Source organism: Enterococcus sp. HMSC061C05 (genome assembly GCF_001814765.1).
In the GTDB taxonomy this organism is placed as follows: Bacteria; Bacillota; Bacilli; order Lactobacillales; family Enterococcaceae; genus Enterococcus_B; species Enterococcus_B lactis.
Window position 1 is genome coordinate 151,281 of record NZ_KV817748.1, and the last position, 15,423, is coordinate 166,703.

Here is a 15,423-nt window from a genome sequence, read left to right on the forward strand (position 1 = left end):
AAACTTCTCTATTCTTCGATAGTTTAACATATTTTTCCAAGATTTTCTGTTAATTTCAGCAAATTCTTAAGGAAGTGAAACTGTTCCGTTACTCCAACTGGCAGGAATAACTTTATGATAGTCCCCCCAGTTGTCGTGTACTTTGTAATAACGTTCTCCTGTTTCAGTTTCAAAATAAGCATACGCCGTCACCCAATGATTGCCGTAAGTACTACCAAGTACTTTCAAGATTCCAATCATCACAGGCTTGCCTTCACGTATACGTTTTGTGGCTCGCTGCCATGAACCTAGAAGAGTTGCTCGTGCACGCTCGTGATTGCCATTCTTCTTTAAAAAACTAGAAATCCCTGTACTGACTTGAAAAGGAATCGTAGGAAGGCCTAGTGGTTGGATTTGGCTACGCAACGCCTTTGTCAATGCCATCGAGTTAGACGTGTTTTTCTTGCGGATCTCTAGGGGAAGCATCCACTCTTCACGATAGTCTTGATAGTAGGCAAGTAAAACCGCCGCCGCATAAGTCCCGCAAAGATAACCTGAAGGAGTAGCTCATTTCTTATACCTTAAAAAACGTTCTTCTGGCAATCCCACCCAACAATTTGTGAGTTCTTTTCCTGACCTTTTTTCTTCGATCAAAACAGGCACCTCTTCTTTTCTGTGGATCCATTGAGAGAACTCGATTGGTGCTTCATTGATCAGTCTCCATTGGCTACGAGAAATACCCTCTTGATAGGTATATTCTGCTGGAGAGTATTCTATCGGATGTCCTGATTGATCGATGATCACATAACTTTGATCTTCAAAAATCAGTGCTAAAAAAAGCCGTTCGCTTTTTTTTGATTGTAGTTGCTGGGTGCTGGCTAATTTTTTGATTTTTTTATCTATTTTAAAATAGAAAGGTTTATCCACTACTTGTTTCAGTTGGGATCGCCTCCTTTTTTTCATTATAAGTGAACGATTGAAAAAAACAAATCAGTTTGATTGTCCGAATTTTCAAATTTTTTTATGTTCTATTTGTTAATTCCTTCATTTTGTAAGATAATGGGCACACGAAACAAAAAAGGAGCGATCGATGAATGAACAAAGAACGATTGAAACAAGATTTCTATGAAGCAGTCAATGAAGAATGGCAAAAAACAGCAAAAATCCCTGCAGATAAACCAGCTACAGGCGGTTTCCAAGACTTAGTTGACGGGATCGACCAACTTTTGATGGGAGAAACAGACGATCTGCTTGCCCATCCAGAAAAAGTATCTTCAGAAAAAATGAAACATTTCCTTGCTTATTATCAACTGGCAAACGATTATGACCGAAGAAATGAGTTGCATGCTCAACCACTTCAGCCTGTAATCGAGAAAGTTGAATCATTGCAGTCTTTCGACGAATTGAATGAGCAATTCCCGGAATGGTTGTTGGATACACTACCATTGCCATTTAATCTAGATGTAGATGCTGATATGAAGAATGCACAGACGAATGCTTTCTTTGCTTATCCGCCTTCTTTATTTCTTCCAGATAAGACGTATTATGCACCAGAACATCCTAACGGTGCACAACTAATGGGCGTTTTCTTTGATATGGCGGTTCAATTATTGGAGCTTGCTGGCAAAGAAAAAAGTCAGGCAGAAGCAATCACAGAACAAGCAGTGCAATTTGATAAATTGATTGCTCCTCATGTAAAAAGTGCAGAAGAAAACGCAGATTACAGCAAAATGTATAATCCCCAATCTTTTGACACATTTATTCAATACACAGATAAACTTGACTTGAAAAAACTTGTCACTGGTTTGATTGGGACAACCCCAGATAAAGTGATCGTCACTGATCCAGTGTACTTTGATCATTTGAATGACATCCTGACAGAAGCTCATTTCCCCTTATTCAAAAGCTGGATGATCATTAAAACAGTACGTTCTCTTAGTGGGTATCTATCAGAAGAATTCCGCCAAGTCAGCGGAATCTATTCTCGCGTATTGTCTGGAACAGACGAAGCAATGCCTCAGAAAAAAGCAGCGTATTATCTTGCCTCTGGTCAATTTGATCAAGTCGTTGGTGATTACTACGGGAAAAAATATTTCGGCGAAGCTGCTAAAAAAGATGTAGAGCAAATGGTGAAAAAAATGATTGCCGTTTATAAAAAACGGCTAGAAGAAAATGACTGGCTTGGGGATGCAACAAAAGAAAAAGCCGTCATAAAATTAAATAACTTAGGTATCCAAGTCGGTTACCCCGATAAGATCCCAGCACTATTCGACCAATTCAAAACAGTGCCTGCAGATCAAGGTGGTACTTTGCTTTCAAACACTCTTGCTTTCAGCAAACTCACATTAAAAGATCGTTTCAGCAAATGGAACAAACCGGTAGATCGTTCAGAATGGGAAATGAGCGCTGATACAGTCAATGCTTATTATCATCCATTCCGGAATGTGATCGTCTTTCCGGCAGCCATCCTTCAAGCGCCGTTTTACAGTCTAGAACAATCAAGCTCTGCTAATTACGGGGGAATCGGAGCTGTTATCGCTCATGAGATTTCCCATGCATTTGATAATAACGGCGCTTTGTTTGATGAATATGGCAACTTGAACAATTGGTGGACAGAAGAAGATCTTGCACAATTCCAAAACAAAGCACAAGCAATGATCGAAGAATTCGATGGTCTGCCTTTTGCTGACGGAAAAGTAAACGGAAAATTAACTGTTTCAGAAAACATTGCGGATGCAGGCGGTCTAAGCTGTGCATTGGAAGCAGCAAAAACAGAATCAGATCTTTCTATCGAAGAATTCTTTGTCAATTGGGCAACGATTTGGCGTACAAAAGCAAAAAAAGAATACCAACAACTTTTACTGCAAATCGATGTTCATGCTCCTGCTAAACTCCGAGCAAATGTGCAACCCAAAAACCTTGACGAATTCTATGAAACATTTGGTGTCACAGAACAAGATGCTATGTATCTAGCGCCAGAAAAAAGAGTGCGAATCTGGTAAGAGGTTGTGAAAAAGCTGTCCTGCATCAAGTAATAAGAACAGCCAAACAAAAATAGCTCCTCCTATTTTTCGTTTGGTTGGGCTTATTACCGCAGATGCAAGCTTTTGAACACCGTATATCAGAGGTTGTGAAAAAGCTGTCCTACTTCAAGAAATAAGAACAGCCAAACAAACACAGCAAGTGGGATCTCATCTATAAAAATGATAGAAGGAAGCGGGACGAATTGACGTCTCACTTCCTTCTTTTTTTACTTTCCTCAACTAATTGTTCTACCTTATCAAAAGGATACCGTGCGTTTATTTTTTTCGCTGTTTCATGACATAAGCAGCTACACCGATCAACAAAATTCCTCCAGCTACTGCTAACAACGGGCTATTAGACTCTCCTGTTTGTGGAAGTCCTTGAGCGCCATCTTTTTCCCTTTCTTTTGCTGTCCCATCTGGATCAGAAGGTTTTTCATTTGGCGATCCATTCCCTGGATTTTCCCCTTCTGGTTCATCAGTTCCTGGTGGCACACTGACAGCTTCTCGCACTGTGATCGCTTTTTGCTGGGTAACAGGTTCTGTATGAGCAACCCATTTTTCACCATCAAATGTTTCCGAACGATAAGTGACTTCTAGCGTATATTCTCCTTTTGAGGGTGCTGAAAAAATAGCGGTATGATTAGAAAATTGAGCACTTGACTGTGTTTCAACGATTTGGATCTTTTCTGGGAAATAACGCATATCTTCAAAGACAGGCGTTCCTTGATTTGGTGTGAATGCTGACACAGATACTGTAAAAGGCTTCAGTTCGATGATATTTCCTTCTGCATTCTCCGTCATACCATTTGCCTCTTGGATAATGATTGGATTATTTTGTTCGTTTGGTTTTGTCTGATTTGGTTCTTGTACGATTGCATATTCTGGATACTCCGAAGACGGTGAGGTTTCTCCGTCAAAAGTAGCACCTACAGATAGTGGAAGACCATCTACTCTTCCCTTTTCTGTTTGACGATTCTCCGGCTTGATTTGCATCAATCCATGGACATGGATGCTTCCATTCGCATAGCGCGTAACAGGCTGCTGCCCTTCTTGCGAATGTGTATTTAGAGATTCGATCCAATCTTTTGATACGGTATGTCCAAGAGTATTTTCTGATTGTTTCTCTCGTTCATTCCAATAGTAGTTCAACGAGTGATAGATTTGATCTTCGTTTTGATTCAATGGGCGTATCTGCTCTCTCATCTCAAGATTTTCTGTTCGGAAAGATAAGATACCAGAAGCATGGAAGTCTGTGTTTCCTGCCGAAGAGGTATAAAGAGCCACATTATAGGAACCATTGTTGAAGCTTGTACTGCTATTGACGATAATATCTGTTCCGCTATTGGAATCGATTCCTTTCGCAAGATTTTCGAAAGACAAACTATTGATCAATTCATGAGGGCCCGATAAAGAGGAACCACCCATTTTGAATCCATTACCGTTCCCTTCTCCTTCAACTCCCGGTACCCAACCGTTTCGATAAGCAACTGAGTTTTTGATGACTACTTTCCCGATTGAACCTGTTTCATTTTTAGCAAAAAGATCCCAACCATCATCTGCATTATGATAAGCGATACAACCGTCAAATACATTCCCTTCTCCTATTGTCAGTTTGGCCGCAAATCCATCGGCATCTTCAAATCCCGGGTCGGCATTTTCAAAAGATGTACAGTTCTTGACTAAGTTATGCGCTGGCCATGCTTCGAAAGGATCATTTGAGCTACCACTGATTTGGATTCCTGTATTTCCATTCCGATAAGCATGGATCTCTTCAATCAAATTATGGTTTCCAGAAATCTGCAATCCTTTTTGCATAGCAGCACTATTTGTAACGTCAAACCCACGTAAAACCCAGTAGTGACTAAACAGTGTCATCCCATTTCCAGTTCCTTTAAAATCAAGTACAGGTCGCTTGTTTTCTGGATTTTTCTCTGCAATCAATTGAATCGGGTTTTCTCTTGTCCCGTTAACTCCTTTTGGAATCGTCAATCCTCTTTCAAAGGAATAAGTTCCAGGAGCCAGGACGATTGTCTGCCCAGCATATGCGTATCTCAATGCTTGCGTCAGAGATAACGGATTTTGTCTGCTTCCGTTTCCTGTATCTGACCCTTCCGGTGTTACATAAACTGTCGAGTATTTAGGTTTACGGTAATCAACTGTATGCAGGATCTCTTTTGTTTCATAACTAGCCATCTCTACGTATTCTTCTGGCGGATAGTTTTTATCTGGTGTAAAACTGAAAGTAAATTCGTTCGTTCCTTCCATCAATTTTGTCTGATAATCAAATTCCCGATTTGCAGTGATTGCCAAGTCTTTCGCGTTCTCAAGTACCTCTCCTGTTGCTTGATTTTTGATTGTTAATAATCCGTCAGCATTTGCTCTAAAGGACATAGTATGGTCTTGGTTTCCTGAATGATTACTAGAGGTCACAGTGTAAATCGGATCAATCAAGCGAATGGGCCTTTCTTGTCCAGGAGGATCTGTCGCAGGATCTGAGTAAGCCACTTCGATTCCTTCTACCTTGATCGTCATATTCCTTGCTGCAGCAAATCCTGCATAGATAACCGATTCATCGGAAGCATATAGCTTTTCCCAGTCATACATGATGTCAGAAGCTAGCTCTTCCCCTGTTTCAGGATCGTAATAATATGCCTCTAAACCAGTGTTCGTTTTTTTCATCTCTACATCTAGTTTAGTAATCGAATCCGTAGCCGGAAACAGATTCCCATGACCGTTTCCGAATATATTATAAGAACCTGCTTCTTTTTCTAAGAGCCCTGCTGAAGTCTCTAAAGGCGTTGTTTCCACTGAGACACTCCCAGGAGCAGGCGCGGCTTGAGGATCTTCAGATGATATTCCTGTGATTGCCCGTGTCCCCAATCCAAGTCGCATCGTATATTTGCTGCCGTTCGTGCTGACCACTTCTTGTCTATCCGAGTCCCAGACATATTCGATCCGACTGCCCAGTATGGCAAATGAATTCGAATAAAATGCTTGCCCAAACAAATGATCTTTTGGTACTGTGTCTCTCACCATCAATGCAAATCCTTCTTGAGCATTCGTATAGGTCCAAGATTCTATTTCAATCGTCGCCCGCATCCTAAAATTGGTATCTTTCGGAATGGCTTGATAATAATAGGTCATTCCATCTGATCCGCTTGACTGGAATTTCCCACCGTTATTCGTGGAAGAGAGCCGCACGCCGTCTTCTAATGGTTCAATCGCATATCTGCTGGCACTTGTGCTTTCTCCGAAAACTACCCCTTTCCACTCTTCAGGAACTTCATCAGATTGCTTTTCTGTCTTTTCATTTTCTGATTCTTTTATCATAGGATCATTTCCTTCTTCCACATCCTTCTCTTCACTAGCCGTTGATTCTTCCTCCAATATTGACGTTTCTTCGCTGTTCACGTGTGCATTTTCTTCGTTCACAGTCTGTTCGTTAGCAGCAACTTCAACGACAGAAGTCAAAATCGGGGTACTGAGCATGAGGAGATTCATCATTAGTGCACTGTATTTTATTCGTTTTTTTATCAAGTCCATCCCTCCTGAAACAAATTAGAAAGCGTTTACTTAAAGTATTACCTAATTTATTTTTGCTGTCAATAAAAAACAAAATTATAATAAGTGATATTTTATAAAAAGAAAAATATAACTTTAGTTGTTAATAATAAAGGGATTTATTACAGTGTAAATGATATGTTTGATAAAAAATAACAAATAAAAGAAGAGCACAAAACAATGTGATTCGTTTTACGCTCTTCTTTTATTATTTTTTGATTTTTATTTTAAAAAAAGTTTTGTTTTTTTATAGAATCTCTGCACCTAACGCGGCTTCAAAATGTCTCAATGCCCATTCGTGTCCGACAGGATCAAAACTTGCCACGGCATCTTTGAAAATATGGAGTTTGTATCCTAGATTATACGCATCGACTGCTGTATGCAACACACAAATATCTGTACACACGCCGGTCAAATAAACATCTGTAATCTGACGTTCTCGCAAACGAATGTCTAGATCTGTTCCACTAAAAGCGGAATAATGCCGTTTGTCTATCCAATAAACATTTTCCTGCTGCTCATGCTCTTGGTACAAATTTTTTAAAGAGCCGTACAATTCCCGTCCACTCGTTCCTATCACATTATGCGGAGGAAATAAGCGGTTCTCTGGATGGAAAGAATCTTTTGGATCATGTGCATCAATGGCAAAAACGACAAAATCCTTTTGCTCCATAAACTTTTTTGTGTGGGCAGTCAGCTTTTTTTCAATTGCTTGTCCTGCTGCACCAGTCGTCAGCTTTCCATCCTCTGCAACAAAATCATAGGTATAGTCAATCGAAATCAATGCGTTCATCTTAGTCCTCCTTATACGAGATGTTTGACAAATTCGATCACCATTTCTGCTGATCGCTTGCCTGCGTCTTCGATAAATTCGTCAAAGCTTTGTGTCGCCGAGTGATCCGCTGTGTCACTCATTGCACGTACGATCAAAAATGGGATATTGAACTGACGGGCCGTTTGTCCAACAGCGGCTCCTTCCATTTCACAAGCTAAAGCTTCTGGGAAATTCGTTAAGATTTCTTTGATTTTATCTGGAGAATCGACAAATGTATCGCCTGTAACGATCAATCCTTCTTTTGCATTCAAATCCGTTGCTTTTGCTGCTTTAGCCATTTCACTGCGCAAATACGTGCTTGCTTCATAATATAGAGGCATACCTGGTAATTGACCTGGTTTGTAGCCAAATCCTGTTGCATCTGCATCAAAGTAAGCTACTTTATCTGATATAACAATGTCGCCTACTTGTAAGCCTTCACCGATCCCGCCAGCTGAACCTGTATTGATCACCATGTTCACGCCGTATTGTTGGATCAACAGACTTGTGGTAATAGATGCTAAGACTTTTCCTATACCGGAACGTACGACAATCACTTCGTGGTTACCTAATGAACCTGAAATAAATAAAGCGCCTGCGCGTTCCCATGATAATGGTTCGCTTAGGTTCTCTCTCAAAATTTTTACTTCTTCTTCCATTGCGCCGATAATACCGATTTTCATCTTTTTAATTCCTTCTTTCTATATAAATGCGATTGCTAAAAAAACCACACATAACATTAGGATAACAATAATAAGAGATTTCATCAAAAAAGAGTTCCATTTGGTCGTCTTTTCTCGTTCACTGATCCTTGTTTTCGTGATTGGTTTATTCTTTTTGCTTTCTTTACGATAAAAGCTGGCAATCTTTTTTTCTTCTTGCTGATAAGCTGTTTCTGCTTTTCGCTGTTTTTTTAATGACTCGCTTGCTTGTGCTTGTTGTCGCTTGCGAAGTTCGCTTCGCGTAATAAGCGGTCCTTTGGCCATAAGCCGATCCCTCTACTTTCCTTTGGTCAATAATTCCCAGTATTGAATCGCATAAATCGTCTTTGCATCACAAATCAACTGATCTTTCATCGCTTGTTGTGCCTCTTCAAGAGTTAGATGATACAGCTCCAGTACTTCGTCTTCATCTTGAGCTAAAGGATTCTCGACCTTCTCTACTCCTTGTGCATGATAAATATGAAGGACTTCATTTGCAAAACCTGGTGAAAGATACATCGAAGTAAGATGGCTCAGCGACTTCGCACGATAGCCGGTTTCTTCTTCTAATTCTCTGGCTGCAGTCATTTCAGGATTTTTTCCTTCTCCTGGATCGATTTTTCCAGCTGGAATCTCCAAGATCACTTTTTCTAAAGGCTTTCGAAACTGTTTGACAAGGAGCAGGCGGTCATGTTCATCAAAAGCAATGATCCCAACACCGCCAGGATGAAATACCAGTTCCCTCTTCGAAGTTCCTCCGTCTGGTAAACGGACTTCATCTACAGCAACATCGATAATTTTCCCGCTATAGATTTCTTTGCGACTGATTGTTTTTTCTTCAAATTGCTCATTGTTCAGCATATCTTCTCCTGCTTTCTTTGTAATCATAACTGCTTTTTTTTCATTTTTCAATTTTTCTCGAAAACTCCCTATTAGTTTACCATAGATAAACCTTAGATTTTCTCTAAATATAGAAAATCCTTCTTTAGTCCGATACTCTTTCTAGTAGTCAGTATGCTAAAATAAGAATGTAATCGAATAACGGAAAGAATTCAATACTCAATGATAAATGACTTGGAGGGCTTATTATGATAAAACGAAATTGGCCGTGGCTTCTAGCACTGGTCTTGCTGTTTCTCTTTGTCCGAAACAATGGTTTTTCTTTTGTTCTAGGACTTTTATTGATAGGCGTGGTTTTAGTTTTGTGGGGGCTCTTCGGTTCGCGCAGGAAAAAAGGAAAACAAGAAGAAATCCCTGCACTGACTGACGAACTTGAGACTCACTATGAAAAAAGCGGTATGACAGCGAATGAAATCTCATTTTTCCGACAAACGATGAATCAAACAAAAAACGAGATCAATCAGTTGCAAGCGAACATGCAGCAGACAGCCAAACTTAAAGCAATCGATCTCCGTCATGATCCAGTCAAAGCGGCAAAAGCTTTATTCAAAGAATTAGTGAAGGAACCAAACCGACTGCATGAAGCAAGTCAATTTCTTTATACGCATCTGCCGAATCTAGTTGATTTGACAAATAAGTATAATGAGATCAATGACCATGAGATCAAAAACAAACAAACCTATGAAAAACTAGAAGAAAGCGCGCAAATCATCGATCAGCTATCCGCTTTGATTGCACAAGATTATCAAAAATTCGTCGCTGATGACCTAGACGACATCGACGTAGAGATATCTGTTGCGAAACAAAGCTTAAAGCGTGATAATAAACATGAACCAGAACAAAAAGAGTAACTCTTTTGTTCATAAAAAAGACTCGGAACATTCAGATGATGTCTGGTTGTTTCGAGTACTTTTTCTAAAGTAGAGACATTCATGTAAGAATCGAGAACAGATACGACAAGGAGGAATTTTTTATGGATCATAAACCGACTGAAACAAAAGATATCACACCAGTTAACGATACACTTGAAGACTTATTGAACAACCCGTTTTCAACCCCAACAGACACGCTGACCACTTCACAACAAGCGGAGATTGATCAGCTCCAAGAGCAACAGACAGCTGCTCGCTTAATTGACAAACTACCGGCGGAACGCCAAGAACAAGCAAAACAGCTGGCAGCAAAAATCGATGCCAATGATGCACAGTCTGTCATCAGCTATGGCTCAGCTGCTCAAGCGAAATTAAGTGAGTTCTCACAATCAATGTTGAATCACGTACAAGCTCAAGATATTGGCCCAGTCGGAGATTCGTTGACTGAACTGATGTACCGTCTCCAAGAAGCCAACCCTGATGAACTGCGTGCCGGAGAAGGAAATATCTTCCAACGTGTCTTCGGTAAGGTCAAACAATCGATTTATGAAGTGACAGCAAAATATCAAAAAATTGGTGCACAAATCGACAAGATCTCAGTGAAATTAGATAAAGAAAAAGACGGACTATTAAAAGATAATCTGATGTTAGAACAGCTTTACCAAAAAAACAAAGACTACTTTGATGCATTGAATATTTATATTGCTGCTGGAGAATTGAAAATGGAAGAACTTCAAACAACGATCATTCCAGAAGCAATGAAAAAAGCAGAAGAAACTGGTGATCAGATGGATGTCCAAATCGCCAACGATTATACACAATTCCTAGATCGTCTGGATAAACGTACACATGACCTTCGCTTAGCTAGACAGATCACGATTCAGCAAGCCCCACAAATCCGCTTGATTCAAAATACAAATCAGGCCTTAGCTGAAAAGATCCAAGCATCTATTGCTACAGCCATTCCGCTGTGGAAAAACCAAGTCGTGATCGCATTGACCTTGCTTCGTCAAAAAGATGCAGTGACCGCTCAACGCCAAGTCTCTGAAACAACAACCGACTTATTGAAGAAAAATTCAGAAATGCTGAAAATCTCAGCCATCGAAACAGCGAAAGAAAACGAACGCGGAATCGTGGATATTGAGACCCTGCAAACTACACAAAACGATTTGATCGAAACGATCCAAGAAACTTTGCGTATCCAAAAAGAAGGAAAAGAAAAACGTCGTCATGCAGAAGTAGAACTTGGACACATGGAAGAAGATCTGAAACAAAAACTTTTGGATTTAACCCAATAGACCATTTTTTGCTTGTTACTAAAACAAACGCCTATCAACAGTTCAATAAACTGTTGATGGGCGTTTTTCTTATCTTTCTTCTAACTTCTCCATTGGAATCTATTTCTCGTTCATCTTGCTGTGTCCATAGCCATAGCCAAAATAAATGATCAGTCCAATAACCATTACGATACCGAACACGATCCAAGTCACCGTCTGCAGACGAAGCATCAAGACGATACAAGTCAAGATCGAGACGATTGGCAAGATCGGAACGAATGGCACTTTGAATTCTCCTGCTTTTGGTTTGCCAAACATTTTTCTTAACTTCAGTAAGCCTAGACTAACTAGCATCAAATAGGCGAGCGCCATGATATTCGTTAGTTCCGCTAATACATTCAATGGGAAAAATCCGGCAAAGAATATGGCTGCCACACCAGCGGCATAAGTCGCTTTTTTCGGTGTACGATGCTTTTGATCGATTTCTGTCATAAATTTAGGTAGCAAACCATCCTTGCTGACAGCAAACAACAAACGAGCGAGTGAATACATCATCGAGATCGTCACCGTCAGCAACGTCAAGATTGCTCCTACAGCGATCACTGCGCCAACTGTTCCATGTCCTACATACCTCATGGCAAAGGCCACTGGATCATTGACACCTAGTTCAGTATAAGGAACGATTCCTGTCAAGATCAACGTCACGATGACATAAAGGACCGTAGCGATCAGTATCGAACCAATGATCCCTCTTGGTACATCTTTTTGTGGGTTTTTGACTTCCTCAGCTGCCATTGCAACAGCATCAAATCCCAAGAAAGCAAAAAACACAAGAGCTGCACCATCTAGCACACCGGAAAAACCAAAAGGCATAAATGGCTGCCAATTATCAGGCTTAACGAAAAATATCCCTACAATGATAAACAACGCGATGATACCAAATTTGACATATACCATGACATTATTCAAACGTAATGCTTTCTTGGCTTCAAGCGACACGATGTAAGTGACGAATATCACTACGAGTACCGCAATCAAGTCAATGTATGTACCATTTTCCGAATTGTACCCGCCAGTTAATGCTTGTGGAAGTTCGGCTCCTAAGCTTTTCAAGAAACCTTGCATATAGCCAGACCAGCCGGAAGCCACAGAGGAAACGGCTAGCAAAAATTCCCCGATCAACAACCACCCTGTCAACCAGGCAGCAAATTCACCAAAGACAACATACAGATAGGCATATGGCCCACCGATCACTGGCACTCGCGAAGCAAACTCTGCGAAACTCAGTCCAGACAAAATGACAACGATTGCAGCTAAGACAAATGAAAGTGACAGTGCTGGACCAGCATTTTGATTGGCCGCAACCCCTGTCACCACAAATATTCCCGTACCGATGATCGCGCCAATTCCAAGCATGATCAAATCAGACGTTTTTAGTTCTTTTTTCATCTCACTCGTATGATTGAGATTGATTTCTTTCTTACGAAACAAATCCATTGAAGTTCCTCCCCATTTTAGGTTGGAAAACAGTGATTAAACTGTTTTCATGTACCCTAAAAGGATACCACCTAAAATGACTAAAAGGCAACCAACAATAACATAAATGAGCTCTTTTTTCGTTTTTCTTTCGCCAAGGATGAAAATCCCACCTAAAGTAGAGATAATGATCCCCATTTGTGAAAGTGAGAATCCAACAGCTAAACCAAGTGATTTGACTGTTAGAAGCATACAGATATTACCTAAGCCCCATAATAATCCACAGATCATGTTTTTCCATACAAATTGATCTACTTTAACTTTACGGAAAGCAAAGAAGCTTGCACCTAAGATCATTCCGATACTTTGAGGTAAGATAATTGACATCGCATCCAAATTCGCCCAGTTGACAATGATCGTATATACGCCATAACCAATCGTAGAGAAGATCAATGCTCTAAAACCCTTACCAAAATCAAGCATTTTGTTATCTGTATCTATTTTTCCTTCGTCATCTTGTCGTGCCGTCAAATACGCACCGCTTACAAGAAGAGCTAAAGCAATAATACCGTATACATAATCTTTCGTTTGTGTCCATTCTTGGAAGAAAACGGCTCCCGCAATCGTATTCAAAATTAATTGAAAACCAGTAGACAATGGTAACCCTACAGAAACACCCATGTACTTCATTCCATGGAATTGTCCATTTTGTCCAACACTCCAAGCTAAGCCAGATAAAAATCCGATCAAGAAAATCCAAGGGGTGATTACAGGACTAACAACGAAAAAGACAACTAAAGAAAACAGAAATGCACCAATCGTCATTCCTAGTGTTTGTTGATTGGCATCGCCACCAATTTTACCACTTACTAAACCAATACTACCCCATGCCAACATAGGGACTAATGCTATTAAAATTTCCATAACCAATCTCCTTTTATTTCACATGATAAGAAACTTATCAGCGAAAACGTTAACAACACAAGCGTTTTTTTTCGTTTCTAACGATTTTCTAACGTTTTTCATTATAAAAATTTAAGATTGGGAAAAATAAAGTCATTGTCGTCCCTTTTCCTTCAGTTGATTCAGCCGTCAATTGGATACCTAATTTTTCTGCTAGATTTTTTGCCAAATACAGGCCTAATCCTGTTGAATGCGTTTTACTAAGTCGTCCATTTCTTCCAGTAAACCCCTTATCAAAGATTCGTTTCAAATCTTCCTCCGGGATACCGATTCCTGAATCTTTAACAGAAAGACTGACTCCTTGCGCTTCCTTTTTTATGCTCACCATGATATTTCCGTGGTCCGGCGTATATTTGATGGCATTGCTAAGCAGTTGGTTGAAGATAAAAGCGACCCATTTAGCATCAGTCAAAACAGTATGATCCTCACCAATGATTTCGTAGCGAAGATTTTTTTGGATAAAATAATTGGCCTGACTGCGTATCACAGGCTGGATGATTCCTTTCAATCCATACTCTTGGATGAGATAGTCCCGCGAGAAACTGTCGAGTCTTGCATAATACAAGACTTGCTCTACGTATTCGTCGATTTTTGATAATTCATTTTCGAGTAAGGTATACTTTTGATCGTCAATATCGAACTCGATCGAACGAACCAGTAACTTGGAAGCGGAAAGTGGTACTTTGATCTCATGGACCCATGAGTCAATATAATCTTTTTGGTCTTGTTGATTGCTGATTGCTGATTGCATCACTTCTTGATGTTCGCGGATCAGCTGATTGATATATTCTTCTACCAGTTTTTCTTCTTCTGTCCGCCCGCCACTCAAATAATTTTGCAAAGGAGATGTTTTTTGTATGTCAGCTAACTTCCCCCACCATCTTCTTTTGCTCAAGTAGCCGCCTAGCAGATAAAAAATCAGAAAGACGCCCTCGATCAAAGCTAAATAAGCAATCGTGCTCAAATCCACTTTGATATTTGGGGCTAGCCACATCACAAAGATCGTTAAGGCAATAAAAAACAGCCATCCCAAGATCAATGTCCACTGATCTTTCAAATATTTAAAGAAATTCATCTTAACCGCTCATCCTTTCAGGGAACGATATATCCCTGTCCTACTTTTGTTTCGATATATCCTTGGATACCTGCCTGTTCGATTTTTCGGCGTAACCGATTGATGTTCACTGTCAATGTATTGTCATCTACAAACCGCTCGTCATCCCAAAGTGCTCGCAGCAATTTTTCACGGCTTAAGATCTTTCCGTTGTGTTTCATCAAAATAAATAGCAGGCGGTATTCATTTTTGCTCAAATCAATGATCTCTCCATTGATCTCCATACTTCCGTTGTCGACATTCAACGTAATACCATTATGGCTCATCATCTCACTGGATAATTCTGTGTAATTATAAGAACGGCGAAGCAACGCATTGATTTTGGCAATCAGTACATCGATTTGGAAAGGCTTTGTCACAAAATCATCTGCTCCCATGTTCATGGCCATGATCATGTCCATATTCGTATTCCTGCTGGAGATAAAAATGATCGGTACTTTCGATACTTCACGTATTTTTTGACACCAATAATACCCATCCAAAACAGGAAGATTGATGTCTAGCAATACAAGCTGTGGTTCTTCTCTTTCAAAGTCTGAAAATACTTGGTTGAAATCGGTCGTTCCAAAGGTTTCGAATTGCCATTTCTCAAGTTCTTCCATAATCAATTGTCGAATGATTTCTTCATCCTCGACTACCATGATTTTTGCCATAAAAAATCCCTCCATCTTTCTTCTTGCTTCTACAATATCAAAGAAGCCTTTGTGAAACAAGTTGGCTTACCTGTAAAATGTCATTTT

The 15,423-nt window shown here is 39.9% G+C and carries 12 protein-coding genes and 1 pseudogene; 3 read left to right on the top strand and 10 right to left on the bottom strand.

The features are described from left to right. Nucleotides 1–66 precede the first annotated feature (66 nt). A pseudogene (locus HMPREF2988_RS08995) lies at nt 67–942 on the bottom strand (dihydrolipoamide dehydrogenase). A gap of 131 nt (nt 943–1,073) precedes the next feature. On the opposite strand from HMPREF2988_RS08995, the gene HMPREF2988_RS09000 reads away from it, so the two are divergent. Further along, nucleotides 1,074–2,981, top strand: a complete 1,908-nt coding sequence (locus tag HMPREF2988_RS09000) for a M13 family metallopeptidase (RefSeq protein ID WP_038398445.1) — start codon at nt 1,074–1,076, stop codon at nt 2,979–2,981. Between the two features lie 297 nt (nt 2,982–3,278). On the opposite strand, the gene HMPREF2988_RS09005 is transcribed toward HMPREF2988_RS09000, so the two are convergent. From HMPREF2988_RS09005 to HMPREF2988_RS09025, 5 genes are all read right to left on the bottom strand, one after another. Continuing rightward, on the bottom strand, nt 3,279–6,548 hold the full coding sequence (locus HMPREF2988_RS09005; RefSeq protein ID WP_083314627.1) for a right-handed parallel beta-helix repeat-containing protein: 3,270 nt from the start codon (nt 6,546–6,548) through the stop codon (nt 3,279–3,281). A gap of 265 nt (nt 6,549–6,813) precedes the next feature. Further along, a complete protein-coding gene (locus HMPREF2988_RS09010; RefSeq protein ID WP_070770466.1) occupies nt 6,814–7,359 on the bottom strand; it encodes a cysteine hydrolase family protein in 546 nt (181 codons plus the stop codon). A gap of 11 nt (nt 7,360–7,370) precedes the next feature. Then, nucleotides 7,371–8,063, bottom strand: a complete 693-nt coding sequence (locus HMPREF2988_RS09015) for a 5'-methylthioadenosine/adenosylhomocysteine nucleosidase (protein ID WP_002308200.1) — start codon at nt 8,061–8,063, stop codon at nt 7,371–7,373. 18 nt (nt 8,064–8,081) lie between these two features. Beyond that, entirely contained in the window at nt 8,082–8,366 is a 285-nt protein-coding gene (gene macP / locus HMPREF2988_RS09020) for a cell wall synthase accessory phosphoprotein MacP (protein WP_002286760.1), read from the bottom strand. 12 nt (nt 8,367–8,378) lie between these two features. Beyond that, the gene (locus tag HMPREF2988_RS09025; RefSeq protein ID WP_002329574.1) at nt 8,379–8,942 is read right to left on the bottom strand and encodes an NUDIX hydrolase; all 564 of its coding nucleotides are present in this window, start codon (nt 8,940–8,942) and stop codon (nt 8,379–8,381) included. Between the two features lie 227 nt (nt 8,943–9,169). Here HMPREF2988_RS09025 and HMPREF2988_RS09030 point away from each other — a divergent pair, with 227 nt between their 5' ends. Together HMPREF2988_RS09030 and HMPREF2988_RS09035 are read left to right on the top strand one after the other, a co-directional pair. Then, a complete protein-coding gene (locus HMPREF2988_RS09030; protein WP_002374972.1) occupies nt 9,170–9,832 on the top strand; it encodes a 5-bromo-4-chloroindolyl phosphate hydrolysis family protein in 663 nt (220 codons plus the stop codon). Nucleotides 9,833–9,954: 122 nt separating this feature from the next. Then, nucleotides 9,955–11,151: a toxic anion resistance protein gene (locus HMPREF2988_RS09035; protein WP_070770467.1), complete on the top strand. Its 1,197-nt coding sequence runs from the start codon at nt 9,955–9,957 to the stop codon at nt 11,149–11,151. 99 nt (nt 11,152–11,250) lie between these two features. On the opposite strand, the gene HMPREF2988_RS09040 is transcribed toward HMPREF2988_RS09035, so the two are convergent. From HMPREF2988_RS09040 to sapR, 4 genes are all read right to left on the bottom strand, one after another. Beyond that, a complete protein-coding gene (locus HMPREF2988_RS09040) occupies nt 11,251–12,627 on the bottom strand; it encodes an amino acid permease (protein ID WP_070770468.1) in 1,377 nt (458 codons plus the stop codon). Between the two features lie 36 nt (nt 12,628–12,663). Continuing rightward, a complete protein-coding gene (locus HMPREF2988_RS09045) occupies nt 12,664–13,530 on the bottom strand; it encodes a GRP family sugar transporter (RefSeq protein WP_002291228.1) in 867 nt (288 codons plus the stop codon). Nucleotides 13,531–13,618: 88 nt separating this feature from the next. Next, nucleotides 13,619–14,644 carry a two-component system sensor histidine kinase SapS gene (sapS, locus tag HMPREF2988_RS09050; protein WP_002308195.1) on the bottom strand — a complete coding sequence of 342 codons (1,026 nt, stop codon included), beginning with the start codon at nt 14,642–14,644 and terminating at the stop codon, nt 13,619–13,621. Nucleotides 14,645–14,661: 17 nt separating this feature from the next. Next, nucleotides 14,662–15,336, bottom strand: a complete 675-nt coding sequence (sapR, locus tag HMPREF2988_RS09055; RefSeq protein ID WP_002291233.1) for a two-component system response regulator SapR — start codon at nt 15,334–15,336, stop codon at nt 14,662–14,664. Between the last annotated feature and the right edge of the window lie 87 nt (nt 15,337–15,423).

Coding starts and splice junctions, on each gene's coding strand:
- HMPREF2988_RS09005 (WP_083314627.1), bottom strand. CDS start 6,548: ATGGACTTGATAAAAAAACGAATAAAATACAGTGCACTAATGATGAAT.
- HMPREF2988_RS09025 (WP_002329574.1), bottom strand. CDS start 8,942: ATGCTGAACAATGAGCAATTTGAAGAAAAAACAATCAGTCGCAAAGAA.
- sapS (WP_002308195.1), bottom strand. CDS start 14,644: ATGAATTTCTTTAAATATTTGAAAGATCAGTGGACATTGATCTTGGGA.
- HMPREF2988_RS09045 (WP_002291228.1), bottom strand. CDS start 13,530: ATGGAAATTTTAATAGCATTAGTCCCTATGTTGGCATGGGGTAGTATT.
- HMPREF2988_RS09040 (WP_070770468.1), bottom strand. CDS start 12,627: ATGGATTTGTTTCGTAAGAAAGAAATCAATCTCAATCATACGAGTGAG.
- HMPREF2988_RS09010 (WP_070770466.1), bottom strand. CDS start 7,359: ATGAACGCATTGATTTCGATTGACTATACCTATGATTTTGTTGCAGAG.
- sapR (WP_002291233.1), bottom strand. CDS start 15,336: ATGGCAAAAATCATGGTAGTCGAGGATGAAGAAATCATTCGACAATTG.
- HMPREF2988_RS09035 (WP_070770467.1), top strand. CDS start 9,955: ATGGATCATAAACCGACTGAAACAAAAGATATCACACCAGTTAACGAT.
- macP (WP_002286760.1), bottom strand. CDS start 8,366: ATGGCCAAAGGACCGCTTATTACGCGAAGCGAACTTCGCAAGCGACAA.
- HMPREF2988_RS09030 (WP_002374972.1), top strand. CDS start 9,170: ATGATAAAACGAAATTGGCCGTGGCTTCTAGCACTGGTCTTGCTGTTT.
- HMPREF2988_RS09015 (WP_002308200.1), bottom strand. CDS start 8,063: ATGAAAATCGGTATTATCGGCGCAATGGAAGAAGAAGTAAAAATTTTG.
- HMPREF2988_RS09000 (WP_038398445.1), top strand. CDS start 1,074: ATGAACAAAGAACGATTGAAACAAGATTTCTATGAAGCAGTCAATGAA.